Consider the following 24670-nt stretch of genomic DNA (forward strand, 5'->3'; position numbering starts at 1 on the left):
GCGGTTATTTACCGATTTTAGGGTATGCGGTTATACGGGCTTTTTAGTAAATAGGTGCTTCGACCGTTCTAATTAAATTGTTACAGTGCCTAATGCCGTCAAAGGCAGGCCCAAAGGTTCACAAATGAAAGATACAGTTATTAGCTATAACGAATTAATACGATAAATTGATCGAATTATGCGCTTGGCAGGTATCACATCGGTATTGCATCACGCCAAACTCGGGTAAACTTTCTGCTCTTTTACTTTGGCAACCTCTGCACTTTCATACAAGGCGAGAGTTAGTCAAAAAGTTAAGCCATTTTAGGCAAGCTGAAAAAGTACACGGCCCCAATTTTTTAATGACGTACATTGGCACACAACCAGCTCACTAACAGCACATTAACGGGATATGCTCATGACCGCACTCTCCACGCCCATCGATTTCTGGTCGACGCTCAAACAAGAAGCGCAAATTGTTGCTGAAAACGAACCTTTGCTATCTAGCTATGTGCATGCCAGTGTTCTTGCGCACCATAATTTCGAATCGTCGCTAAGCTTCATTTTGTCAAACAAAATGGCAGATGACGTGATGCCTGCGCTTGCTATACGTGAGGTATTTGACGAAGCTTACTTGTTAGAGCCAGGTATTAGCGAGGCAGCCATTGCCGATATTATGGCGATTAATGCGCGGGATGCTGCGGTGAATGATTACCTTACTCCTTTACTGCACTTTAAAGGTTTCCATGCCGTGCAGGTACACCGAATGGCGCATTATCTTTGGCTTCACGGGCGCCACCAGTTAGCTTTATTCTTGCAAAGCCGTAACTCATCAAGCTTTGGTGTAGACATTCACCCAGCAGCGCGAATTGGTAAGGGCGTTATGTTCGATCACGCTACCGGTATTGTGGTGGGTGAGACTGCGGTAGTAGAAGATAACGTGTCTATTTTGCAGAGCGTTACGTTAGGCGGTACGGGTAATGAGTCGGGCGACCGTCACCCCAAAATTCGCCAAGGCGTGTTAATTGGCGCAGGCGCTAAGATTTTAGGGAATATCGAAATCGGCGAAGGCTCGAAAGTCGGCGCTGGCAGCGTTGTACTTAATAGCGTACCAGCTCACGTTACCGTGGTGGGCGTTCCAGCCAAAGTGGTTGGGAGACCGGTTTGTCAAAGCCCCTGCGAATCCATGCGCCAAAACGTACTAGAAGATAACTAAAATTGCGGGGTCAGAGTCCTGACTCTGACCCCTTTATTTATAAGAAGTGGGTTAACTCGTTGAGGTTATCTAGTGCTACGTGAGGCAGTACGCTCACAGGCTCGTTGGCTAATTTCATGGGTCTGTTACAGGCAAACCATGCGGCTTGATAACCAGCGTTAACCGCTCCTTGTACATCCTTGATAATATTGTCGCCTACATGAAGAATGTGTTTCGGTGCAATGTGTAATAGTGCTGCCGCTTCATCAAACATATCGCGGGCTGGTTTCATGGGGCGTGATTTGCTGGCGTGAAAAATGGTTTCAAAATAACCATCAATACCTACCTTTTGAGCGTTTACGTTACCGTTAGTAATACCAACAAGCGGCAGCTTACTGCTTACGGCTTCTAACGCTTCGTGCACATCGTCAGCAAGCTCAAAGTTACTTCTTGCATCGTAAAAACAGTTAAAGCAGGCCTCTACTGCATCACTAAGTTCACCACTGTTGGTCAGGTCTGTTTTTAGCTTTTCAGGAGTCGTATTAGACAGTGCGGCGGTAAGCACTACACGCCTAAGCTGACCCATGTCAGAGGCTAAGCGCAGATCTTTTTTTATTGCGGCTTGCTTAAGTGCTAGCCAGTCGTTAGCCGACAACGCGGCGGCTGACTTATGATGCTTAGCAATATGCGCTTGAAGCGCTTCTTCGGCCCGTCGAATAATAGGTTCGTTATTGTAAAGGGTGTCGTCAAGGTCGAAGGTCATTGCCTCGATTTTGTTAATAGACCTGAAAAACTGCATCGTGAAACCTTAGGTTAGCTTTATTTCTTGTGCGCCCGCGGATGAGCGGCATCATATACATTGGCGAGATGCTGGAAGTCGAGATGAGTATAAACTTGTGTTGTCGATAAGTTAGCGTGACCTAACAGCTCTTGAACCGCACGCAAATCGCCACTTGATTCTAATACGTGGGTAGCAAAAGAATGGCGCAGTTTGTGAGGGCTCACTTTTTGCGATAGGGACTGTTCTTGCGCCATCTTATCTAAACGATTTGCGACTTGCCTATTCGATATACGGGTTTTACGCTTACTGACAAATACTGCACTTTCGTAAGGCGATGCGTAGGCAGGGCGCACTTTTAACCATGCGTTTAGCGCTTTTTGCGCGTGCCGCCCTAATGGCAGTATACGTTGTTTACTTCCTTTACCCATTACCTTTACCGTACCGTCTTTTAAACAGTCGGCTAAATTAAGCCCGGTAAGTTCGCTTAAGCGCAGACCACACCCATAAAGCAGCTCAAACATGGCTACATCTCTTAACTGCATGCCTTCATCGTCATCACTGCTTCGAGGTGAGGCATTAAGCAGCTGCTGCATTTCATCCACGCTAAGCTGCTTAGGTAACGGTTTTCCTTGTTTAGGGGCTTGAATGCCTTCTACGGGGTTGCTGAATAGCTGATGATGATCGATAAGGTATTGGCAGAAGGTTCTTAATGCTGAAAGTCTCAGCGCAATGCTGCGTGGACTGTGGCCAGACATTTTCGCATCAGCCATAACTCGCTTTATATCACTTGGTGTAAGTCCGGACCACTCGTAAAGCCCAAGTAGCTTTGCCACTTCAGTAAGCTGACGCTGGTAGTTTTTAATGGTGTGAAGAGATAACCCGCGCTCAACCTGTAAGTGAAGGAGAAACTTGTCTAGCCATTGTTGGCAGGAGTTGCTGATTAAGGCGTCCGTAGACACAGCACCTAATATCCCATCATTTCAGGCAGGATTATATTGAGCACTTGCTGAAGCTGTTGAAGCAAGAGGGTATCCATATCTGGCGTAAAGTGGCTGGCGTCGCTGCTGCTAATGCCCAAAATACCTAATTCACGGTTGTCACCAAGTAGCATCAACGCGACCGATTCCGCAGGGTTTTCGCCGAAAAGAAGTTGGCGTTCGTGCTGCGATAAGCGACCAAAGAAAAAGTTGGTGTTTTTAAAACGCTTTTCTGTGAACAAACGTTGCTGTAGTTCAGGAATAGCGTGAGGGCCTTTAAAGCTTTTTATCACCGCAGAGGACAACTGCAAACGCTCTTGTAGTACATCTTCTAAGGTAAACTGTACTTCTGCTACGCTTTCACAGCGTAGTAGCTGTACGTTTAAATCGGTATAAACGCGATAAATTTTCTCGTTTTGCTTCGCGATAGTGACAAGCTGATTTAACTTGTAATTAAGTTGTCTGACTTTTTGTCTTAGCTGGTCACTTTGAATTTCAACAAGTGAAACACTGCCTTTGTGCTCGTGAGGAAGCTTAATTTTTTCGAGAAGGTCGGCATGTTCGGCAAAGAACTCAGGGTTTTGTAATAAGAACGCGCGCACATCAGCACTCGACAATTCCGTTGTGTCGTTAAATGGCTCAATTAATTGCGTGGCGTTAGATTGCCCTGATACTTCGCTCATAAATTTATGTGTCCGTCATATACGTGTTCGGCAGGCCCTGTCATTTTTAACACGTTATCTGGGCCAGGCCAGCGTATACGTAAGCTGCCTCCGGGTAAATCTACCCGTACGTCTTTACTTAATTTACCCTGTATTTGACCAATTGCAACTGCTGCACATGCACCGCTGCCGCAGGCCAAAGTTTCGCCCGAACCACGTTCAAATACGCGAAGTTTGATATGCGACTCGTTAATTATCTGCATAAAGCCCACGTTTACGCCTTCTGGAAAGCGTTCGTGTTTTTCAACAAGCGGGCCAATTTCGGCAACATTGGCCGTATTTACATCGTCAACTTCCATAACGCAATGAGGGTTGCCCATTGACGCCGAGCCAATAAACAAGGTGCGTTCGCCCACACGCAAAATATACGTGTTCTCTTGCTTGTTGGCCGTAAGCGGAATGTTCGCAGGTTCAAACTCAGGTTTGCCCATATTCACGGTAACCTGACCATCTTTTTCTAGGTAAAGCACCATTTTTCCTGCTTTGGTGCTTACCACTATCTTGTTGCGGTTGATAAGGCCTTTTTGCTTAACAAAGCGAGCAAAACAACGAGCGCCATTGCCGCATTGTTCTACTTCGGAGCCGTCTGCATTGAAGATGCGATAGTGGAAATCTTGTTCAGGGTCATATGGCGGTTCTACCATCAACAGCTGGTCGAAGCCAATACCGAAGTTTCGGTTAGCTAATTGCTGAATTTTTTCTTTAGAGAAAAAGACGTTCTGAGTAACGTTATCAATAACCATGAAATCGTTACCCAAGCCGTGCATTTTAGAAAATTGAACCTGCATTAAACGCGCATCTATCTTGTTAGTTTGTCTCTAGTTTACGGAAGTTTATACTCACCTTGCCAGAGATCTTTTTGTTTTTCTCGTTCGCGAACCACAATTGCTTTGTCGCCGTCTACCATAATTTCCGCTGGGCGACAGCGGCTATTGTAGTTTGAGGCCATTACAAAACCATAGGCGCCAGCACTTCGAACCGCAAGTAAGTCGGTTGGTTCGATAGCTAACTCTCGATCTTTACCTATAAAGTCACCAGTTTCGCAGACAGGTCCTACAACATCATAAGTGCGAGGCGTTGCCGTGCTTCCTTCTTTCACAGGAATAATATTTTGCCATGCAGAGTAGAGCGCTGGGCGCAATAAATCGTTCATAGCGGCATCGACAATGGCGAAGCTCTTCTCTTCACCTTCTTTGATAAATTCAACTTCGGTGACCAGAATACCGGCGTTAGCCGCAATAGCTCGACCAGGTTCAAGGATAAGCTTAAGGTTTTCACGACCTACCATTTTTTCAGCCATGGCTTGTGCGTAGGCTTTTGGATGAGGCGGTTGCTCGTCGTTATAAGTTACGCCAAGACCACCACCTACATCTAAGTGCTCGATAATAATGTTGCGCTCGGCCAATTCATCGATGAGCAGAAGTAAGCGCTCTAATGCATCAACAAAAGGTCCAATTTCGGTAAGCTGTGAGCCTATGTGACAGTCCATGCCAACCACATTTAAATGAGGTAGCGATGCAGCTAATTCATAAGTAGCAAGTGCGCGTTCGCGAGCAATACCAAATTTGTTGGCCTTCAACCCCGTAGAGATGTAAGGGTGAGTTTTAGCATCCACATCAGGGTTTATGCGAAGAGAAATAGGGGCTTGTACACCCATTTCACCAGCCACTTGGTTGATGCGATGAAGCTCTGGCTCTGACTCGACGTTAAAGCACATAATGCCTTGTTCTAGTGCATAGCGGATCTCGTCGTGTTTTTTGCCTACGCCTGAAAATACCACTTTGCTTGCGTCACCACCGGCTTCAATTACACGGGCCAATTCACCCGCAGAAACGATATCAAAGCCTGATCCTAACTTCGCTAAAACACTCAACACACCAATGTTTGAGTTAGCTTTTACTGCATAACACACAAGGTGAGGGTGTTCACCGATAGCGTCATTAAAAGCGTGCCAATGGCGCTCTAACGTAGCGCGTGAATAAATATAAACCGGCGTTCCGTGCTGGGCTGCAATATCAGAAACAGCCACTTGTTCAGCGTGCAGCTGACCTTGGCTGTAGGCGAAAAAATCCACTAGTTCAGCTCTCCAGAAGTAGTTGCGGGGGATGGGGTATTGGCGCTAGACGAAGCATCGACTTCTGCATTTTCAGAAGACGTTGGTTCAGTAGAGGTGTTTTGTGCAGGCGCGTCAGGAATATAAAGCGCCCCTTTATAACCACAGCCACATAATGCTGTGAGTGTTAGCAAGAAAACAACTGACTTTTTAAGCACGAAAAATCCCGCAAAGAATACGACAAATGCCGCTATCATCGCATTGCGGTGTTAAATTGCAAGAGCCAATAAACGTTCTTGTGTTTTATCGCCGTATTGAACGTTTTTCCAAAGCGTATCGCAGAGGCTTTTGGTATCAGAAAAGTCTTTATTTTTAAGCCAGTCAATAAGGATGTTCGGGTTGTCTGGAAAGGCAATGGCTTCGTTTTCAGGCGCCTCGAGCCATTCTTCCACAATATCGGTATCAAGCTGAAACAGAGTCTGGCATAAATCCAACTTGTTAAGGGTTAACACATTGGATAGCTGCTCAAACTGCCCGTGTAACGGTTTAATCAACAGCTTTTTGCCCAGCTGGAGTGCTTCGCTCGATAGCTCAAAGCCGCCATTGGCAATCACGCCACTGGCATGCTGCAGCGCTTTTTGAAAGTGTTTTTTAGAGGTTGGGTGCCAGTGGATGTGACCCACTTCTTTCGCTTCGTCGATGTTTGGGTGAAAGCATTCGAATACTTGGTCGCTTAGCGGCTCAAGCATTTGTTGAATATCTTCGATATCTTCGAAAGGAAGGTAAACCAATACGTGGCCATTACCAGAAGACACAACGGGTTTTTCTGAAACGAACGGCGGGATAATAGGCTGATTAAAATGATACCAGTGTACACCTAGTTGAAGTTCGGTAGGTGCGAATAGCTTCATGATCAAACTATCGAAAATAGTATTACCACTTTTAGGCACGTCGTACGCGAACGCCGCTTGGTGGCTGATAGAAATAGAAGGTAGCCCCTGTTTCTTTGCAGCCCAGGCCGTTACGGGTTCAAAGTCATTAACTAACAAATCGTAACCGCTGGTATCGAATGCTTTTATATCTTTATTAAGCTGTCGAATGTTGGCATCTTTAACGGTAGACCATTTGTCTACGCGCCCGCTTTTCGTAATAAAGCTCAGCCCCTTGTATGTTCGGTATTCGCCAAACACTTCCATATCAAAATATTTTTCAGGGGCGCGACCAGTAAAAACAAAGTCAACGCTAACGTCGTCACGCTCAGCCAATGCCGTCGCCATAATTCTAGCTCGGGCAATATGTCCGTTACCGGTGCCTTGCACACCATACAATAATTTCATGCTACCCCAGAATTGAAATACTTAGTGTTGCAATAGTTACGCCTAGTAGAGAGCCTGCGACCACGTCAGAGGGATAATGTACACCTAGTAGCACGCGTGATAGCCCAATAAGCGCGGCCCAGCAGTAGGCCAGTAAAGCGAAGGGCGGGTAATAGTGCGCAACTATACACGCCATTAGTGTTGCAGCAGCGGTGTGGCCTGAGGGTAGGGAAAACTTATCAGAAGGCGTGACATGTGCTGTTAAATTCATTAGAAAATCGCAAGGGCGAGGGCGCTTGAACATTTTCTTAAGCAGCACATAGATGGGTAATTCCAGCGCATAAGCCATCAGCGCTGTGTAAAGGAAAAGCTCACCGTGCTCTGGCTCAAATGCCCAAAGCAGCATACCGATAACAAAGTATAAGTAGCCGTCACCTGTTTTTGACAGCCAGACAATACTTCTGCAGTCTCTTTTTTGCGTCAGTTTGTAGAGGCGATAAAATAAGTCAGTGTCGTACTTGGTCAAGGATTTCATCAACATCGCCTTGTCCCCTATCGGTTAATTACTGCACAGGCTAAAGTGTGTCTGTGACCAGTGGGTGACGGAAAAAAGAAACTTTTTTGACATCTAACGCAATTTCTATTTTTTGCCATGCACCCTTTGCACATACGGGGAAAGTGGTTATTAAACAAAATTTTTAGCAGAACAATTCTAACTAGATTCATGAAGCAAAATACGTGCTCAATTAAGACTCATCTGCGCTGAATCACTGCTTTTTTAACAAAACATAAAAATTTGATGAAACGCGCTAAATCAACCATTTGCATCATCAGAATAAATGCTATGCTAGGTCTAACGAGCATAGAGCTTCAACGCTTCTCAATTTTAGTAAGGCAAAATAATGGAATACAACACATCTGAATTATGCGACTTGTTTGCTGACAGCGTAGACGTAGTAGATCCGATTTTCGCAAGCTTTGGTGGCCGTTATTCTTTTGGTGGTGAGATTACCACCGTAAAATGCTTTGAAGACCGAGGTCTTATCGACCGTGTGCTTGCTCAGCCTGGTGCGGGTAAAGTACTACTGATAGATGGCGGGGGCTCAAGCCGTCGCGCGTTGTTTGATGCATCATCTGCTCAAGTCGCTATTGATAACGACTGGGAAGGGGTTGTGATTTACGGTAGCGTACGTGAAGTTGATAGTCTTGCTGAATTAGATATTGGCGTTTTGGCTGTCGCTGCAATTCCTGTAAATGCCGAGTGTGAAAGCATTGGAGAAGTTGACGTACCGGTTAACTTTGGCGGCGTTACTTTTTTACCTGAAGACCACCTATATGCAGATAGCACGGGCGTTATTCTTTCTCCTGAACCGCTAGATTTAGATTGAAGCATTAGCAAGCAGACGCTAACTGCTTTGAAAACAAAGAAATAAAAAACGGAGGCTTTGAGCCTCCGTTTGTATTTCTATTTGCGTTTATAACTATTTAAGTGCGTCCAGCGCTTAAACACCGAGTGTGACGCTACTTGTTCGCTTCTTCAAACACCTGGTTTAAATACATAGCGATGCGAATACCAGCCATCTGCAAACGCTTTTTAGCAGTAGGCAGATGATTGTATAAGTAGTCATAGCTCATGTTATTTGCGTCATCTGGATAAATGGTATCGCGAATAGCGGTACTTTCCTCAATCCACACCATAGGGTCGGTAGTAGCCCAGCTGCGAATGTCTTTTGAGGTAATAGTATTTGTAAGCCATTCAGTCCATTCAGAATAGGACAAGTCCCGCTGATCTAGCATTTGCGAATCCCATACGCGGTGCAAGTTAGAGTCTTGCCAGAAAAAGCGTACTTTTACATCGTTACCACCACGATCGGTGCCGTTTCCAGCGTGCAGTGGCTGATGCAAGTCGCCAATAATATGCACGATAAATTGAAGTGCTAAGCGCTTCTCTTCAATTCTGGATGTGTCACTTTTCAAGGTTTCGGTAAATTGCTTTAACGCGGTAACTGCATCACCTTGCTTTGGTGCACCCACTTCTTCGTAGGTCTTTCCTTCAGGCACGGATACATAGTGCCAAGGGCTAGCGGTTTTTTGCCAAAATTCGCTGGGGTCAGAACGCATTTCATCTGCATGAGTCGCCGCTTCAGCCAATGAACCATGTGGCAACAGGTCCATAAGTGCAGCCTGCGATAGGGGGCTTAAGTATTGCTGGGCAATAGCGCCAGTTACTCTATGGCCTGTTTGTCCCCAGCCGAAAGCGGGTGATGCAACGCACAACGTAAATAGTGTGCTCAGCGCTACTGCGCAAATCCTGTTTGCAAACGCGAACATGGTTAACCCTCAGAATGTTTTGAAGATTGATAGCCCCATCTTGCGACAAGAGACTGCTCAATACCCAGGTGGTCTAGTATGCGCGCCACAACAAAATCCACCAAATCATCGATAGTTTTAGGGTTGTGATAAAAGCCTGGCGCAGCGGGCATTATTGTAGCGCCCATTTGTGAAAGTTTAAGCATATTTTCTAAATGAATAGAAGAAAGTGGCATTTCCCTTGGCACTAAAATAAGTTGGCCTCGTTCTTTTAGTACTACATCTGCTGCGCGCTCAATTAGGTTATCGCTAGCGCCGATACTAATGGCAGATAAGGTGCCTGTAGAGCACGGACATACCACCATTTTAGCCGGGGCAGCCGAACCTGAAGCCACTGGTGAAAACCATTCTTCTTTCCCAAATACTTTGATTTGGTCAGGTTTAGCATTGCAGTGCTCGGTAAAAAACGCCGCTGCGTCTTCAGGGCGCCCTGGTATCTTAACGTTCTCTTCAGTGGCAAATACCACTTTGGCAGCTGAAGAGATAAGTACATAAACTTGATAGTCTGCATTAACCAGCGATTTCAGCAGTGTTAGGGCGTAAGGTGCGCCAGATGCACCTGTAATAGCAAGCGTAACTTGCTTATCGTGTTTCATGGTTTAGCCTCTGTTGATAACCAGCCTTGCGGCTTGTCTATCGAATATAACGTTATTCTAATTTTTTACAGTTTGGACTTCATTTTTAAAGCGTCGAGTATTCGGCCATGAATGCCTTCAAAACCGCCGTTACTCATTACAAGAATATGATCGCCCGGTTGTGCTACGTTGCAAACGCCTTGAACGATCTTCTCTACATCTCTGAAGCAGTGCGTAGGCGCGTTGCTGTGTGCTACCGAATCGACTAACGACCAGTCCATGCCTTCAGGTTCATACAAATAAACTTCATCGGCTTTTTGCCACGAATTTGCCAGCGTATCTTTGTGTACACCCATTTTCATTGTGTTGGAACGCGGCTCTAGCACAGCTAATATACGGGCATTACCTACTTTTTTACGCAGCCCATCCAGTGTAGTTGCTATTGCGGTAGGGTGGTGTGCAAAGTCGTCATAAAGGGTGATGTTGTTTACTTCACCCTTTACTTCCATGCGACGCTTAACATTCTTAAAAAATGATAAGGCTTCTATGGCATCAGGTAAGGTAACACCTGCATGGTGGGCGGCAGCTATTGCCATAAGGGCATTGTCTACGTTGTGCTGACCTACAAGTGACCAGGTTACGGTTCCGGCTATAACGCCGTTATGTAACACATTGAATTCACTGCCGTCTTTCTTCAACAGTTCAGCCTGCCAATCTTTGCCTAGTGATTGGCGAGAAGACCAGCAGCCTTTCTTCAACATATCTTCAATGGCAGGCGTGCTGTTTGGCGTAAGAATAAGCCCATTTTCTGGCACCATGCGAACCAAATGGTGAAACTGGGTTTGTATAGCTGCAAGGTCTGCAAAAATATCGGCGTGATCAAACTCAAGGTTGTTGATAACCAATGTTTTCGGGCGATAGTGTACAAACTTAGAACGTTTATCGAAGAATGCGCTGTCGTATTCGTCGGCTTCTATGACAAAAAAGGGGCTTTCACCCACGCGGGCCGACACGCCAAAGTTCTCTGGAACACCGCCAATCAAATAACCAGGGTTAAGCCCTGCGTGTTCTAAAATCCACGCTACCATACTGCTGGTGGTGGTTTTACCGTGGGTACCTGATAACCCAATTACCCAACGATCTTTGAGTAAGTTATCAAGAAGCCATTGCGGGCCGCTGGTGTAGGGCAAGTTGCGGTTTAGCACGTATTCTACGGCGGGATTGCCACGAGACATGGCGTTACCAATAACTACCATATCTGGAGCGGGATCAAACTGGCTCTTGCAATAGCCTTCGGTCAGTTCGATGCCAAGTGCTTCGAGCTGAGTGCTCATTGGGGGATAAACGTTTTTATCAGACCCTGTTACTTTGTGGCCTAGTGATTTAGCAATGGCGGCGATACCACCCATAAAACTTCCACAAATGCCTAAAATATGTACATGCATAGCGCATTCTCAATGAATTATCATGTTATTGGGGTACTGTATCAGAACCATAAGGCCGATAGATAATTCAATTTTTATCAAAGCAGTGCTGCCGTTAGCCTTTGTGCACTGTAAACATTCAGGAAATCAAAGTATGCAAACTGGTATGGTGTGTGTATGACTTTTGGTAAGTGTGTTCCACTTACCCAAGAACACGGTTACAATCTAGCCACAGGTTCAAAACCTGTGTGTGCTTCAGACAAACGCCGGTAAGGAAAGCTGAGCGACTGGTAGCACAACACCCTACACACGAAAAAAAGGCTTACATTCAATGAAACGTTTAAATTCCCAATTGCAACAAGACGGTGCACCGCTTGAGTTAATTTTACTCATTCGTACACTGCTAGCGGGCTGTAAAGAAATTTCTTTCCGCGTGAGTCAAGGCGCACTTGCTGGCGTGCTCGGTTCAACCCTTTCAGAAAACGTACAGGGCGAAACACAGAAAAAGCTCGATGTTATCTCTAACCACATTTTAAAGGACACGCTAAGGGAATCTGGCTACGTAAAAGCCATCTCGTCTGAAGAAGAAGACGATGTAGTACCGTGTAATCCGGAAGGTAACTACTTAGTAAGCTTCGACCCATTAGATGGGTCTTCAAACACTGAAATTAATAGCCTTATTGGTACTATTTTCTCTATTACCCATGCACCGCAGTGGATGAAGCCAGATGACCCGTCTGCGTTCTTGCAGCCAGGTACACAAATGGTTGCAGCAGGTTATGTTCTGTATGGCCCGTCTACAATGTTAGCGCTAACTACAGGTCGCGGTACGCATATCTATACCCTTGATAAAACTCACGGCGGCTTCCTACTTACTCACCCGAATATTCAAGTACCAGAAGAAACGTCTGAGTTCTCGATTAACGCGTCTAACCAGCGTCATTGGGAACCGGCAATGCAAGCATATATTGCTGATCTACTAGCGGGTAAAGAAGGTCCTCGTGGCAAAGACTTTAACATGCGCTGGGTAGCGGCTATGGTGGGTGATATTCACCGTTTACTATGTCGTGGTGGAATCTTTATGTATCCATTTGATAACAGGGACCCATCAAAACCAGGTAAGTTGCGTTTGCTTTACGAAGCAAACCCAATGGCGTTTTTGATGGAGCAAGCCGGTGGTAAAGCGGAAACGGGTAATGGCCGTATTCTAGAAGTTATGCCTGAAGAAATTCACCAGCGCGTACCTTGCATTATCGGCTCGAAAGATGAAGTTGAAATGTGCTTAAGCTACAACGACAAAGCGTAGTAGCGAAAAATGGCCCGTCGGGGCCATTTTTTTGTTAAAAAGCAGCAAAATTTTGCGAAAAATAAAGAGATTAGTACGACATGGGTCGTAAAGCGTTTTTATTTTGCTTCTGTCACCGTATACTTACGGCCAAAATTTTTAATACATTACTGAAAGGACCTAAGAATGAGCTTGAGTGCTATTTCTGCTGGTAAAAATGTACCAGATGAAGTGAACGTAATCATTGAGATTCCAGCACACGCTGACCCGGTGAAATACGAAGTAGATAAAGACACAGGCGCAATGTTTGTAGACCGCTTCATGGCGACTTGCATGCATTACCCAACTAACTACGGTTATGTGAACAACACTTTGTCTGAAGACGGTGACCCAGTTGACGTTCTTGTTATGACGCCGTTCCCACTACTTTCTGGCTCAGTTATCAAATGTCGCCCTGTAGGTGTACTAAACATGACTGACGAGTCAGGTAAAGACGCAAAAGTACTAGCAGTACCAGTAGACAAGCTTTCTACAATCTATCGCGACGTACACGAAATTGCTGACGTACCTCCGCTGCTTCTTAAGCAAATTGAGCACTTCTTTGAGCACTATAAAGATCTAGAGCCAGGTAAGTGGGTTAAAATTGACGGTTGGTCAGATGCAGCTGCTGCAAAAGCTGAAATTACCTCAAGCATCGAGCGTTTCGAAGCAGAATAATTCACGCTGCTTTAAATTAATGATACAAAGGGCTGGTGTAATACCAGCCCTTTTTTGTTCGTAGTGAAAAAGTTTAAGTAAAAAACGAAAATCAAAAGCTAAAACAAAAATGTGGAACGAATACTCAACGATAGAGAGCTGTATGACCTACCTAAAATTATCCGTAACCTCATTATTTGCAATGCTGATGATGGTGATAACCTTTAACGCTCTGGCAGATGAAGCCTCGGTTCAAACTCCTGTAGAAGTATACTGGGAAGACTTGGTGCCCGAAGGCTTTAATGAGCTTGCGCCTCCGTCGGTTCAACACAATGGTGAAATGAGTCAGCTTCAGCCTGATGCACCAGTGGTCGATACCTTTGACGGAAAACGTGTGAAAATTCCGGGGTTTGTTGTGCCGCTAGAAGGTACCGCTGAACTAACCACCGAGTTTTTACTTGTTCCGTATTTTGGAGCCTGTATTCACGTACCACCACCACCGTCTAATCAAATTGTGTACGTGAAATTTGAAGAAGGTGTGCGAATAGATAATATTTACGATGCGATTTGGGTTACCGGTGAACTGTCGACTGACGGTTGGAAAGGCGATATTGCGTCTGTAGGTTATCGCTTAACGGGCGAAGCAGTTGAAGGGTTCTAAAAAGCTAGCCTTTGTAGGCTAGCCCTGCGTATAAATCTGCTCAGCGCGGTTAAACAAAAGCCACGACGTTAAAATGTACTTGTCGTTACTTTTTGGAATTTGGCCGCGATGGGTGTGAGTAAAATAGGCAGGCGCAATCACCATTCTGCCTGCTTTGGGCTTAACCGCACGGTTTTGATAGTAAAATTCTGTTTCGCCGCCTTCGTCCACATCATTTAAGTAGTACATAAACAGCAGCACGCGGTGCAGCGCATCGTTATGTTGAAGCTGCGGGTACACTTCTGAGTGCCAGTAGGGGTAGCCACCGTTACCCGCGGTGTATCGCTGCGCATTAATATCGCCTACACGAAACAGGTAGTTAACCAGGTTGGCTAAATTTGGCTTACCCACTTCTTCAAAGTTTTCCCCGGTGACTTTTACCGGTTCGCCGGTTTTGGGGTGGCGTACGGTTAAGCCAATAGGCCCAACAAGTGCAAAATAGTATTTTTCAATATAGGCAACCAGTTGCTTTCCGGTATGCTGCATCACTTGCTGGAACAAATCTTTAAATTCCGGGCTTCGGCTTATCGACACATCCATGCTGCGCTTTTTATCTAAATCTACACCACCGCCAGTGCGACCTTGGCTCAAATTAGGGCTGCTTTCAAAGCGCGCCATAAGCTGCGAGCACAGCTCAGGTGGTAATACATCGTCAATAACTTCAATTAAATCGCTCATGGATACCTCGTGCTGCGCTTTATTACTTAGTGGGTAGTTCTTTAAAATGTGACTGCAGTTCCGACTTCACATTATCTGGGATAGGCGCAGAGCGCTGTGTTTTGTAGTCAAAATGCACCATGGTGGTCACGCCAGTCGAGCATAGCTTGTCGTCTTGCCAAAGCTCCTGAAACACGTCGAATGCACTGTTTCCCAACCGACTAATGAAAGTTTTAACCGTTACTGGTTTTCCATAAAAAATTTGAGCTAAAAAGTCGACCTTGTAGCTGGCTAAAATTAGCGGCCAGTTTTGTAAATCTAGCTCAGGCGTAAACATTCTGAAAATGGGCTCTCTGGCTGCTTCAAACCACGCAACTAGTGCCGTATTACTAACATGCTGTAAGGCATCGGTTTCGCAAAAACGTACGTCAAAAGAAGTGATAAGTGGTGCTGTATTACTCATAATTATTTGTGGGCATTGTTATAAGTTTAATTCCTACTCTAGCATTATGGGCAGGGGTTTTCAGTAAGCCCTTGTGTAAGCGATTGTGTTTAAGGCAAATCGTTGTGTTTCGATTAGCTTACAGGGGGTGTGCCGTTAGCTTCTTTTGCATTACAATCCGCATCTAACTTTTTGAGCGAACATACTATGACTGCGATTGGGATTGACTACGGTACATCAAATTCTGAGGTTGTGTATTTTGATGGAACGGCCCATCAGCACATCAAACTTGACCCGCTAGATAAAAAGGGCAATAAAATTCGTTCTTCGGTGTTCATTTACTTTGAAGATGAACTGCCGCCGCCTCCTGATGCTATGGTAGAGGCGAAAGTTGCTCAGTTGCAGCGAGTGATCAGCGAACAAATAGACAAAGCTAAAGACGGCTATTACTCGGCAAAAGACCCGAAAGAGCAGGCAATGTATAGCAGCCGAATCGACTCGCTTCGTGGTGACCTCCATAACAAGCCAGCCCTTCAACGAAAAGCGATTCAGCAGTTAATGCACGCCATGTCGCTAGACGAAATTCCTTTGCTGCGTTTGGTAGAGCACGGCAAGTTTGCATTTGGTGAAGAGGGCTTTAGGCGCTTTCTTAAAATGCCGGACAAAGGCCGACTTATCTATTCCCCCAAGAACTTTTTAGGCGCATCGCTAGATGGCGACCAAAAACAGGCGTTCATCGGCATTATCGCCAAGCAGCTTGCTTACTTTAAACAGTGTGCCGAGCAGCAGTTGGGCAAGGTTGTTAATAATGCGGTTATTGGCCGCCCTGTTAAATTTCACGGCACCCGCGGTGAAGAGGGCAATGCCCAAGCCATTCAGATTATGACTGAAGCGGCGACTAACGCTGGGTTTTCAGGTGTAAACTTCTTGGATGAACCTATTGCTGCAGCGTATAAGATTGAGCAAACCTTACCAAAAGACACTACCACGCTAATTGTCGATATTGGTGGGGGAACGACGGATATTTGCTGTATTAAGCTTTCGCCGGAGCGTTCTAATCAGCTTGACCGTAAAGACGATGTGCTAGCGGTAACAGGCAGACGTTTAGGCGGTATGGACTGTGATAAAAGCTTGGTTCTTAAAGGCATAGCCCCTGAAATGGGTATGGGCCTTAAAATGATTAACGGGTTACCTGTTCCGCCTACCTATTTTTCTGATATGTGCGCTGTTGATAACATTCCAGCGCTTACGCGCTTTTTCTCTGATGATTACGGGTTAGATATTTCTCAAACCATGTCAGTGATTAAAGAGCCGGCCCAGTTAGAGCGTTTGCTTATCGTGCAAGAGAATAAGTTGTCTGCTCGAGTGGTCAACTCAGCGCGTTTGGCCAAAGAACTACTTTCGAGCAAGCAAAACATTACGCTACCGCTGCACTACATTGAAGACGACTTTGATGTAGAGATTTCACAGGATTCACTTAAAAAGGCGTTAAAACCTTGGCTAGATAAAGTGAAAGCGTTAGTCGTGGAATGTTTGGAAAACAGCAGTGAAAAACCAGAGGTGGTAATGATAACGGGTGGTATGAGTTTATCACCTATTGTAGTCGATGCTCTCTATGAAAAACTGCTTACGGGGCTGCCTCGATTAGAAAACGATGCGTTCAATTCGGTGTGCGAAGGATTAGCAATTCAAGCAGCTAAGCACGCTTAATATTCTATAATCTTTGTCAGACATGAAAAACATTAAGCCCTAGCGCGGTTACATAAACTACGCTAAGGCTTTTTTGATCAGTGCTTAAGAATATTGTGTTCTTTCAAATAAACTGCAATAGCCTCTGGCGACTCGAAAGCATTTAACAGCATTTCTTGTGCGCGCGCTTTCACATCGTTATCTTCAGATGATGAAAGTAAGTGGTACCAAGTCTTAACTAAGGCTAGTGGTGGCGTTTGAGTCATTGGGTTTCGCTCCAGCAATTCTTACTGCAAAATTCACATAAATCATCGTAACGTATGATTTGCCAAAACAAGCTCTGACCAGCATGAAAAAACGTGCAAATAAACGTCAACGCGCACTTTTTACAAGCTGCCGTGTAAATTACACAACAGCTTACAAAGAAGAAGTCATGCGCTCAACGCCTACGAATTTACATCTAAACCGGCTCAAGCTTGTGTGAGCATGGGTTTCAGGAATCGTCCTGTATGTGAAACTTCTTGTTGTGCCACATGCTCTGGTGTTCCTTCTGCAATAATCTGGCCACCTCCAGATCCCCCTTCAGGTCCAAGGTCCACAATCCAGTCTGCGGTTTTGATTACATCTAGGTTATGCTCAATAACCACAACGGTATTACCGTGATCGCGTAGTCGATGAAGGACGGCTAACAACTGCTTAATATCGTGGAAATGCAAACCTGTAGTAGGCTCATCCAAAATATAAAGTGTTTGCCCAGTGTCTCTTTTTGACAACTCTTTCGCCAATTTTACTCGTTGCGCTTCACCACCAGATAAGGTAGTGGCCGCTTGACCAAGTCGGATATAAGACAAACCCACATCCATCAGTGTCTGCAATTTACGTGAAATAGATGGAATAGCATCAAAGAACTGACGAGCATCTTCCACGGTCATTTCTAACACTTCATGAATGTTCTTATCTTTGTATTTTATCTCTAGGGTTTCACGGTTATAGCGTTTTCCCTGACATACATCACAGGGCACGTACACGTCTGGCAGAAAGTGCATTTCTACTTTAATCACACCATCGCCCTGACATGCTTCACAGCGCCCGCCTTTCACGTTAAAGCTAAAGCGGCCAGGCTTATAGCCTCGTGAACGTGACTCTTGAGTGCCCGCAAACATTTCACGAATGGGAGTGAATATGCCAGCGTAGGTAGCGGGGTTAGAACGCGGGGTTCTACCAATTGGGCTTTGGTCAATATCTACCACTTTGTCGAGCTGATCTAACCCCGTCATCGACTTATGCGGCGCCGGTTCAGAAGTGGTAGCTTTGTTTAATTCCCGTTGTGCAATTTTGTAGAAAGTATCGTTAATCAGCGTTGATTTACCCGAGCCAGACACCCCCGTTACGCAGGTCATTACACCCGTAGGAATACGTAAATCAACGGATTGCAGATTGTTACCCGTAGCGCCTAAAAGCTCTAACCACTTATCGTCTTTAACTGGCGTACGGCTAGCAGGTATATCTATTTTTTCCTTACCAGATAGGTATTTTCCGGTAAGTGAGTCTTCACTGTTTTTAATGTCTTCCAGCGAACCTTCGGCAATTATTTCACCACCGTGTACACCGGCACCCGGGCCAATATCCACAATGTAATCGGCTTCGCGTATGGCATCTTCGTCGTGCTCAACAACCAATACCGTATTACCTAAGTCGCGCAAGCGTGTAAGTGTGCCAAGCAATCGTTCATTGTCGCGTTGATGAAGACCAATGGATGGTTCATCGAGTACGTACATTACGCCAACAAGGCCTGCGCCAATTTGGCTTGCTAGTCGAATACGTTGGGCTTCACCACCGGATAAGGTGTCGGCACTGCGCGACATAGAAAGATAATTTAGGCCCACATTCACCAAAAAGCTTAGGCGGTCCATAATTTCTTTTAGAATCTTTTCAGCTATCTGCGCTCGCTGACCTTCTAGGTTAAGTGACTCAAAGAAGCCAAACGCATCTGCAATCGACATTTCTGCAATAGCAGGTAAGTTAGTATCTTGAATAAATACGTTACGCGCTTCTACCCGCAAGCGGGTGCCGTTACAACTGCTACAGTGTTGTTGGCTTAAATATTTTGCTAGCTCTTCACGAACTGAATTCGATTCGGTTTCGCGATAGCGGCGCTCCATATTTGGGATTATGCCCTCAAATGGATGTTTGCGTTCCATCACGTCGCCGCGCTCGTTAATATATTTAAAGGATAGCGATTTCCCTTTGGACCCGTAAAGCACTATGTCTTGGTGCTTCTTATCGAGTTCCTCAAACGGTACAGTAAGACTAAATTTATAATGGTCTGCTACCGCCTGCAGCATTTGGAAATAGTAATAGCTGCGCTTGTCCCATCCGCGAATAGCGCCGCCAGACAGACTCAATTCGGTATTGCCGACAACGCGTGCTGGGTCAAAAAACTGTCTGGTACCTAGCCCGTCACAAGTTGGGCAGGCACCCGCTGGGTTATTAAATGAAAACAGACGTGGTTCAAGTTCACTAATGCTGTAGCCACAGTGAGGACAAGCAAAGTTGGCAGAGAACACTATTTCTTCCGCGTCTTTGTCGTCCATATCAGCTACGACAGCGTTACCACCAGCAAGGCTTAGCGCTGTCTCAAATGATTCTGATAAACGCAGCGCCATATCGTCACGCACTTTAAAGCGGTCCACCACAACTTCAATGGTGTGCTTCTTATGCAAATCCAGTGGCGGTGGATCGGACAAGTCGCAAACTTCTCCGTCAATACGCGCGCGAATGAAACCTTGTGCTGACAGGTTCTGCAGCGTCTTAACGTGCTCACCTTTGCGCTCTTTAACGATGGGCGCTAGCAACATCAGCTTACTGCCTTCTGGCATCGCTAGCACTCTGTCTACCATTTGACTAACCGTTTGTGCGTCCAAAGGCACATCGTGCTCTGGGCAACGTGGGGTGCCTACGCGGGCAAACATCAAACGTAAGTAGTCGTAAATCTCAGTGATGGTACCCACGGTGGAGCGCGGGTTGTGAGATGTTGATTTCTGCTCAATGGATATTGCAGGTGACAACCCTTCAATATGATCAACATCGGGTTTTTCCATCATGGAAAGAAACTGACGCGCGTAGGCAGATAAAGACTCAACGTAACGACGTTGACCTTCCGCATAAAGTGTGTCGAATGCAAGAGACGATTTACCCGAGCCAGAAAGGCCGGTTATCACCACCAGTTTGTCTCGTGGCAGTGTTAAATCGATGTTTTTCAAGTTGTGGGTGCGAGCACCGCGAATTTCGATTTTATCCATTGAAGCCTAAATGAGAGAAAAAGAATCAGTATGCCATAGGTGTCAAGTAAAGTGATATGACATTCAAGTTATACTGTGAGTGGAGTAAGCAGATCACCTTACAGGCACAAGCTTACGATTAGTACTAACGAAACTACCTTGCAAAGTGGTGATTTTATCTCCACTTTTAAACCCTTATTAAGGCGAAAAGGCTAAATCAACCTCGCGAGTGGAAGAAAATGCCAATTGTATTAATCGAATTTTAGGTACGTGGGCAATTATCTATGCGGACTGGTATTGTGCTACACTTCGCGGCCTTGTTCTTAATGCAGCAGAAACAGGTGTTCTCTGCGCGCTTTTATGTTTTTTTGATTTTATTTATTGAGGGAAACAGACGCTTTGAACGCTTTGGAATTACGCGCCGCGCTTGCACTCGCCTCCGTTTACGTATTACGCATGATGGGGTTGTTCATGGTTATGCCTGTATTGGCTGTGGCCGCGATGGACTACCCGGATTACTCGCCTTTATTGGTGGGACTTGCCGTGGGTGGATATGGCCTAACCCAGGCTGCGCTGCAAATTCCTATGGGCATGATGTCTGACAAATGGGGTCGTAAACCCGTTATTTTGCTGGGGCTTGCTGTATTTGCTTTAGGAAGCTTTGTAGCAGCAAACGCCGACAGCATGGTTATGATGATTGTTGGGCGTATTCTTCAAGGCGCTGGAGCTATTGCAGGTGCGATTATGGCCCTTGCTACCGATGTCAGCCGGGAAAGTCAGCGAGCCAAAGTGTTAGCTGTTATAGGTATTGCTATTGGCTTTTCATTCTATTTAGCGGTTATTTTAGGGCCTCTTATTGCCAACAGCTACGGGCTTGCAGGCGTGTTTGGTATTACTGGTATTCTGGCCATTCTTTGCATGCCACTGGTTAAATGGGTAGTGCCAAACGGTGTGCAGCTTAGTAGCGGTGATACACTCCCGCAAAAAGACCAGCTAAAGCGCTTAGTTTTTTCTTCTCAGTTATGGCGTTTAAACGTCAGCGTAATGATTCTGCACATGCTTATTACGCTGCTGTTTGTTCAATTGCCTGTTACGCTGCTGAACTTTGATATGACGTTAGATAGCCACTGGACGATTTACTTACCAGTACTTGGCGCGTCTATAGTTGGCCTCATCATTATGATGGGAGCGGCAAGAGGCCGTACCCCAAAATCACTTCTTTTAACCGGTGTAGTGTTAATGGGCGGCGCGTTTTTAGCACTTAGCTTAGAAGACCAAAGCTGGTGGTGGGTTACCGCAGCCGTGGTTCTTTTCTTTACCGGCTTTAATTATTTAGAAGCGAACTTCCCTGCTTTGGTGTCAAGCATTGCTCCTGCAGGACAAAAAGGAACGGCGATGGGGCTTTACGCTAGTTTTCAGTTTTTTGGCGCGTTTTTAGGTGGTGTAATTTCAGGTTTCGTTACCGATATTTGGTCGCAAGAATTGGCGTATGGCATCGGCGCTGCTAGTACTCTGCTTTGGCTTTTTATTATTCTTGGGGTTAAAGAAGTGAGTCGGGTAAAGCGCGTGATGATGAACGCAGAGTTTGATAGTTCAAATGCTTCTAGCATTGAGGCCGACCTATTGCTGGTGCCGGGTGTACTGGAAGTGACATTAAACAGTCAAAATAGCGCGGTATACTTAAAAGTTGATCGTGATTTCGACGCCGTAAAAGCGCGAGACGTGTTGTCTGCATAGTTGCTTATCTCATTGCAACCATGAAAGGTTAGCACCACACCATTTTTGAAAAGGAAGCGAAAACCATGATTGACCTAAGCAGCTACAAAGCCATTATTTTTGATATGGATGGCACCTTGGTCGATTCAATGGGGGCGCATATTGATGCGTGGCAGCTTACGTGCGATGCGTTTGGTTATCCTTTTGACCTAGACTATCAATACAGTTTAGGTGGTGTTCCTACCTTTGAAACCGTACATCTTATGAATGCAAAGTATGGAAAAAGCCACGATCCAGCAGAGGTTGCTTCATATAAAAAACAGGCCTTTGAAGGGCTAAACCATGTGCCAAGGCTTATTCAAGATACCCTTAACGTGTTTAATCACTATAAAGGAAGCATGCCAATTGCAGTGGGGACGGGCTCAGATAGGCAGCACGCGCAAATGGTGTTAAATGAACACGGCCTGCTAGCCCAATTATCTGCGCTGGTTACAGCCGATGACGTCACTAAAGGTAAACCTCACCCTGAAACCTTTGTGCGTGCGGCAGAATTAATGGGTGTAGCACCACAGCATTGTGTGGTGTTTGAAGATACCGACATGGGTAGAAAAGCGGCGGTTGACGGCGGCATGGCGTGCTTTATGGTTAAAAACACGCGTCTAATCTACTGAATCTTCTCCTGATTGAAAGTTCGAGCTTAGGGCTTACGCTCACTCAATCGTGTCCACTATCATAGTTTCTTAGGCTTATACCGCCTCTAGTTCGCTGAGCGTATTTCCGCAGTTGGGTAATAGTGAAGACTTTATACGTTTGGTGGCATCATGAATGGCGGTTTTCATGGCATCGATAGCAATCTGACTGCTCTCTTTTTCACTGACACTGGCGTTTACATTTACGCTTTGCCCTCTGAAAGTGGCGGCGGGTGAATACTCATCGGCATTATCAGGTTTGTATAAAACATTAAGCACCACGGTGGCAACCATATTACTTCCTAAGCTTTTTACAAACGCGCGGTTTAGTACTACTTTAACGCTTGTGGCTGCTTCAATATCTGGGCTGACATTCATCGCTTCTAAGCTTTGCTGTAACAGTGAATAGAGCGTGTCTTCTGTTACATTACTGCTTCCAACGAGCAAGTCTTTACTCGACCGCATATCGATTAATTCTGCCAAGTTAATTGGGCAAGCTTTCGCTTTAGACATGGTTAGCTGATAATCTTTTCTCTGCGACTCAGGAATTAACGATGAATCAAGCTCGGGCGGCGTAGACTCGCAAGCGGCGAGCAAAAGTAGCGTGCAGCAGGCGAAAATCATTCGTGCTGATGGCGCAATGCGGGGTGAGAAAAATGATGTACTTTTCATTATTTTAATTTTTTCTTATGGATAGCTTATGTCAGTAATATAGACTCAAGTATAAGAAAGTTTGTAGTGCGAAGAAACTGAACAACTGTTGCAAACTGTTACAGCTGGTTTAGCATATCAAAGCACAAAGTGTGTGCAGTGACGCGACTTTCAAGCACTCGTAGGTTAAATATAAACTTCCCTATTACAAATCAACACGGACAGTTCTTAAATGATGACCTTTAAAAACGCAGTAATCAGTGTAGTTGCCAGTGTTTCACTATTAGGGTGTGCAATTAACGTATCTCCTTCTGCATTCTTCTATCAAGATGCGCAGCAACAACCTCTTGATACCACAAAGCTGCACGCCGCCATTCAAAAAGATAAAACCTCAGCGGGCATCACCCGTGTTGAAGTAAAAAACGAAGCTGGATTAACCCTAAGAGGTGTTGCCGTTTCATACCCTGACCCAATCGTTAACATTGTTTTCTTCGCAGACAATCGTATGCCGCTAAGTGAAAATAACAGCATTATTCACAGGCTGGGTAAGCTGCCCGCTAATATTTTATGGCTCGATTATCAGGGGGTAGGGGCCAGTGATAAGGCAAAAGATTTGAGTATTAACGCTATCAAGCAAGACGCGTTAACCCAGTTTGATTATGTCGAAAATGCGTTTGATGCCTCACTTCCCACTATTGTTCACGGCCGTGGTATAGGCAGTTATTTCGCAAGTTATGTTGCGGCCAATCGAAAAATAGATGCTTTGGTACTGGACGGGGCTTTCAACAACATTTCTGATTTAATTGCCAATATGGTGCCGGGTTTCTCTAATTCTTTCACTAACATGAAACTTCACGACGAAGTTCACAGTATGCAAATAGCACCAATTCTTCGCCATTATGAAGGCCCTTTGTGGCTTGTAGTTGGTGAACAAGACAAGATAACGCCTTATCCAATCAGTCAACAATTGCTAGAAGATGCTTCAAGTAGCAAAAAATACATTTCCGTAATTCCCGGAGCCACACATAATGCAACGCTTACAAGTGACTATGCCATTGAACAGTACAAACAATTTTTAGCGAGGTTTACTCAATAAGTGAGTTTTGTCCTCTGTGGATAAATAGTGGAAAACCTTGTTGGTAAGTCTGTTAATAGCCATATATACCGGCAGATCACGATCTTGGTGTAACCTTCTGGTCGGATCACGAAATATCAGTGAAATCAAGCGGTGTAGAGCAATCCATGCTGATCTTAATGTTTTTTGATCGTAAATATGTGCAGGATCAGGCACTTTTTCAAATTGGGGATAAAAGTCTAGGGTGAAACGATCAAGCGTGTATTTTTGTCAACAGTTTCGTGAAATAAAATTTTTAGAATACTATTGCACGGTAATACATCGAATTGCGATTAATCACTCATCAAATTGGCTTTTTACTGTTTAAATAAAATACCCGCCATAGGCGGGGATTTGT

General features: G+C 45.2%; 25 protein-coding genes. 9 read left to right on the forward strand and 16 right to left on the reverse strand.

Annotated elements, in window-relative coordinates:
- Nucleotides 1-397: 397 nt before the first annotated feature.
- Nucleotides 398-1195 (forward strand): serine O-acetyltransferase, encoded by a 798-nt coding sequence (cysE, locus tag PCAR9_RS00860; protein ID WP_179982004.1) that lies wholly within the window; start codon nucleotides 398-400, stop codon nucleotides 1193-1195.
- A gap of 37 nt (nucleotides 1196-1232) precedes the next feature.
- On the opposite strand, the gene PCAR9_RS00865 is transcribed toward cysE, so the two are convergent.
- Genes PCAR9_RS00865 through PCAR9_RS00900 form a run of 8 tightly spaced genes read right to left on the reverse strand, consistent with a single transcriptional unit; the run spans nucleotide 1233 to nucleotide 7558 of the window.
- Entirely contained in the window at nucleotides 1233-1973 is a 741-nt protein-coding gene (locus tag PCAR9_RS00865; RefSeq protein ID WP_179982005.1) for an HAD-IA family hydrolase, read from the reverse strand.
- A 20-nt stretch (nucleotides 1974-1993) separates the two neighbouring features.
- Entirely contained in the window at nucleotides 1994-2914 is a 921-nt protein-coding gene (gene xerC / locus PCAR9_RS00870; RefSeq protein WP_179982006.1) for a tyrosine recombinase XerC, read from the reverse strand.
- A gap of 5 nt (nucleotides 2915-2919) precedes the next feature.
- A complete protein-coding gene (locus PCAR9_RS00875; RefSeq protein WP_179982007.1) occupies nucleotides 2920-3615 on the reverse strand; it encodes a DUF484 family protein in 696 nt (231 codons plus the stop codon).
- Nucleotides 3612-4442 (reverse strand): diaminopimelate epimerase, encoded by an 831-nt coding sequence (gene dapF, locus PCAR9_RS00880; RefSeq protein WP_179982008.1) that lies wholly within the window; start codon nucleotides 4440-4442, stop codon nucleotides 3612-3614. Before dapF ends, PCAR9_RS00875 begins: the two co-directional genes overlap by 4 nt.
- Before the next feature lie 35 nt (nucleotides 4443-4477).
- Nucleotides 4478-5728: a diaminopimelate decarboxylase gene (gene lysA, locus PCAR9_RS00885; RefSeq protein WP_179982009.1), complete on the reverse strand. Its 1251-nt coding sequence runs from the start codon at nucleotides 5726-5728 to the stop codon at nucleotides 4478-4480.
- Nucleotides 5728-5925 (reverse strand): LPS translocon maturation chaperone LptM, encoded by a 198-nt coding sequence (gene lptM, locus PCAR9_RS00890; RefSeq protein WP_232091082.1) that lies wholly within the window; start codon nucleotides 5923-5925, stop codon nucleotides 5728-5730. Before lptM ends, lysA begins: the two co-directional genes overlap by 1 nt.
- Before the next feature lie 51 nt (nucleotides 5926-5976).
- Nucleotides 5977-7044: an MJ1255/VC2487 family glycosyltransferase gene (locus tag PCAR9_RS00895; RefSeq protein WP_179982011.1), complete on the reverse strand. Its 1068-nt coding sequence runs from the start codon at nucleotides 7042-7044 to the stop codon at nucleotides 5977-5979.
- A 1-nt stretch (nucleotide 7045) separates the two neighbouring features.
- A complete protein-coding gene (locus PCAR9_RS00900) occupies nucleotides 7046-7558 on the reverse strand; it encodes a phosphatase PAP2 family protein (protein WP_179982012.1) in 513 nt (170 codons plus the stop codon).
- 367 nt (nucleotides 7559-7925) lie between these two features.
- Between PCAR9_RS00900 and rraA the strand changes: the two genes are divergently transcribed.
- The gene (gene rraA, locus PCAR9_RS00905) at nucleotides 7926-8411 is read left to right on the forward strand and encodes a ribonuclease E activity regulator RraA (protein ID WP_179982013.1); all 486 of its coding nucleotides are present in this window, start codon (nucleotides 7926-7928) and stop codon (nucleotides 8409-8411) included.
- A gap of 133 nt (nucleotides 8412-8544) precedes the next feature.
- On the opposite strand, the gene PCAR9_RS00910 is transcribed toward rraA, so the two are convergent.
- The 3 genes from PCAR9_RS00910 to mpl all read right to left on the reverse strand — a co-directional run bounded on the left by PCAR9_RS00910 (nucleotide 8545) and on the right by mpl (nucleotide 11413).
- Entirely contained in the window at nucleotides 8545-9354 is an 810-nt protein-coding gene (locus PCAR9_RS00910) for a S1/P1 nuclease (protein ID WP_179982014.1), read from the reverse strand.
- Between the two features lie 2 nt (nucleotides 9355-9356).
- On the reverse strand, nucleotides 9357-9989 hold the full coding sequence (locus PCAR9_RS00915; protein WP_179982015.1) for a flavin prenyltransferase UbiX: 633 nt from the start codon (nucleotides 9987-9989) through the stop codon (nucleotides 9357-9359).
- 65 nt (nucleotides 9990-10054) lie between these two features.
- On the reverse strand, nucleotides 10055-11413 hold the full coding sequence (gene mpl, locus PCAR9_RS00920) for a UDP-N-acetylmuramate:L-alanyl-gamma-D-glutamyl-meso-diaminopimelate ligase (RefSeq protein WP_179982016.1): 1359 nt from the start codon (nucleotides 11411-11413) through the stop codon (nucleotides 10055-10057).
- Nucleotides 11414-11723: 310 nt separating this feature from the next.
- Between mpl and PCAR9_RS00925 the strand changes: the two genes are divergently transcribed.
- The 3 genes from PCAR9_RS00925 (at nucleotide 11724) to PCAR9_RS00935 (ending at nucleotide 14034) form a co-directional block, all read left to right on the forward strand.
- Complete coding sequence (locus tag PCAR9_RS00925) at nucleotides 11724-12698, forward strand: class 1 fructose-bisphosphatase (protein WP_179982017.1); 975 nt, start codon at nucleotides 11724-11726, stop codon at nucleotides 12696-12698.
- A 165-nt stretch (nucleotides 12699-12863) separates the two neighbouring features.
- Nucleotides 12864-13394, forward strand: coding sequence for an inorganic diphosphatase (gene ppa, locus PCAR9_RS00930; RefSeq protein ID WP_071968025.1), 531 nt, complete (start codon nucleotides 12864-12866; stop codon nucleotides 13392-13394).
- A gap of 142 nt (nucleotides 13395-13536) precedes the next feature.
- Nucleotides 13537-14034, forward strand: coding sequence for a DUF3299 domain-containing protein (locus PCAR9_RS00935; RefSeq protein ID WP_141151398.1), 498 nt, complete (start codon nucleotides 13537-13539; stop codon nucleotides 14032-14034).
- A gap of 18 nt (nucleotides 14035-14052) precedes the next feature.
- On the opposite strand, the gene PCAR9_RS00940 is transcribed toward PCAR9_RS00935, so the two are convergent.
- Nucleotides 14053-14751: a 2OG-Fe(II) oxygenase gene (locus tag PCAR9_RS00940; protein ID WP_179982018.1), complete on the reverse strand. Its 699-nt coding sequence runs from the start codon at nucleotides 14749-14751 to the stop codon at nucleotides 14053-14055.
- A 22-nt stretch (nucleotides 14752-14773) separates the two neighbouring features.
- A complete protein-coding gene (locus PCAR9_RS00945) occupies nucleotides 14774-15193 on the reverse strand; it encodes an acyl-CoA thioesterase (RefSeq protein ID WP_179982019.1) in 420 nt (139 codons plus the stop codon).
- Between the two features lie 186 nt (nucleotides 15194-15379).
- On the opposite strand from PCAR9_RS00945, the gene PCAR9_RS00950 reads away from it, so the two are divergent.
- Entirely contained in the window at nucleotides 15380-16882 is a 1503-nt protein-coding gene (locus PCAR9_RS00950; RefSeq protein ID WP_179982020.1) for an Hsp70 family protein, read from the forward strand.
- A 77-nt stretch (nucleotides 16883-16959) separates the two neighbouring features.
- On the opposite strand, the gene PCAR9_RS00955 is transcribed toward PCAR9_RS00950, so the two are convergent.
- Nucleotides 16960-17127, reverse strand: coding sequence for a hypothetical protein (locus PCAR9_RS00955; protein WP_025256952.1), 168 nt, complete (start codon nucleotides 17125-17127; stop codon nucleotides 16960-16962).
- A gap of 204 nt (nucleotides 17128-17331) precedes the next feature.
- Entirely contained in the window at nucleotides 17332-20163 is a 2832-nt protein-coding gene (uvrA, locus tag PCAR9_RS00960) for an excinuclease ABC subunit UvrA (protein ID WP_179982021.1), read from the reverse strand.
- Nucleotides 20164-20541: 378 nt separating this feature from the next.
- On the opposite strand from uvrA, the gene PCAR9_RS00965 reads away from it, so the two are divergent.
- Both PCAR9_RS00965 and PCAR9_RS00970 read left to right on the forward strand, forming a co-directional pair.
- Complete coding sequence (locus tag PCAR9_RS00965; protein WP_179982022.1) at nucleotides 20542-21879, forward strand: MFS transporter; 1338 nt, start codon at nucleotides 20542-20544, stop codon at nucleotides 21877-21879.
- Between the two features lie 65 nt (nucleotides 21880-21944).
- Nucleotides 21945-22529, forward strand: a complete 585-nt coding sequence (locus PCAR9_RS00970; RefSeq protein WP_179982023.1) for an HAD family hydrolase — start codon at nucleotides 21945-21947, stop codon at nucleotides 22527-22529.
- 75 nt (nucleotides 22530-22604) lie between these two features.
- On the opposite strand, the gene PCAR9_RS00975 is transcribed toward PCAR9_RS00970, so the two are convergent.
- Complete coding sequence (locus tag PCAR9_RS00975; RefSeq protein ID WP_179982024.1) at nucleotides 22605-23219, reverse strand: hypothetical protein; 615 nt, start codon at nucleotides 23217-23219, stop codon at nucleotides 22605-22607.
- A gap of 211 nt (nucleotides 23220-23430) precedes the next feature.
- On the opposite strand from PCAR9_RS00975, the gene PCAR9_RS00980 reads away from it, so the two are divergent.
- On the forward strand, nucleotides 23431-24294 hold the full coding sequence (locus PCAR9_RS00980) for an alpha/beta hydrolase family protein (RefSeq protein WP_179982025.1): 864 nt from the start codon (nucleotides 23431-23433) through the stop codon (nucleotides 24292-24294).
- Nucleotides 24295-24670: the final 376 nt, after the last annotated feature.

Origin of the sequence: Alteromonas macleodii, from assembly GCF_903772925.1 — a bacterium.
Classification (GTDB): domain Bacteria; phylum Pseudomonadota; class Gammaproteobacteria; order Enterobacterales; family Alteromonadaceae; genus Alteromonas; species Alteromonas macleodii_A.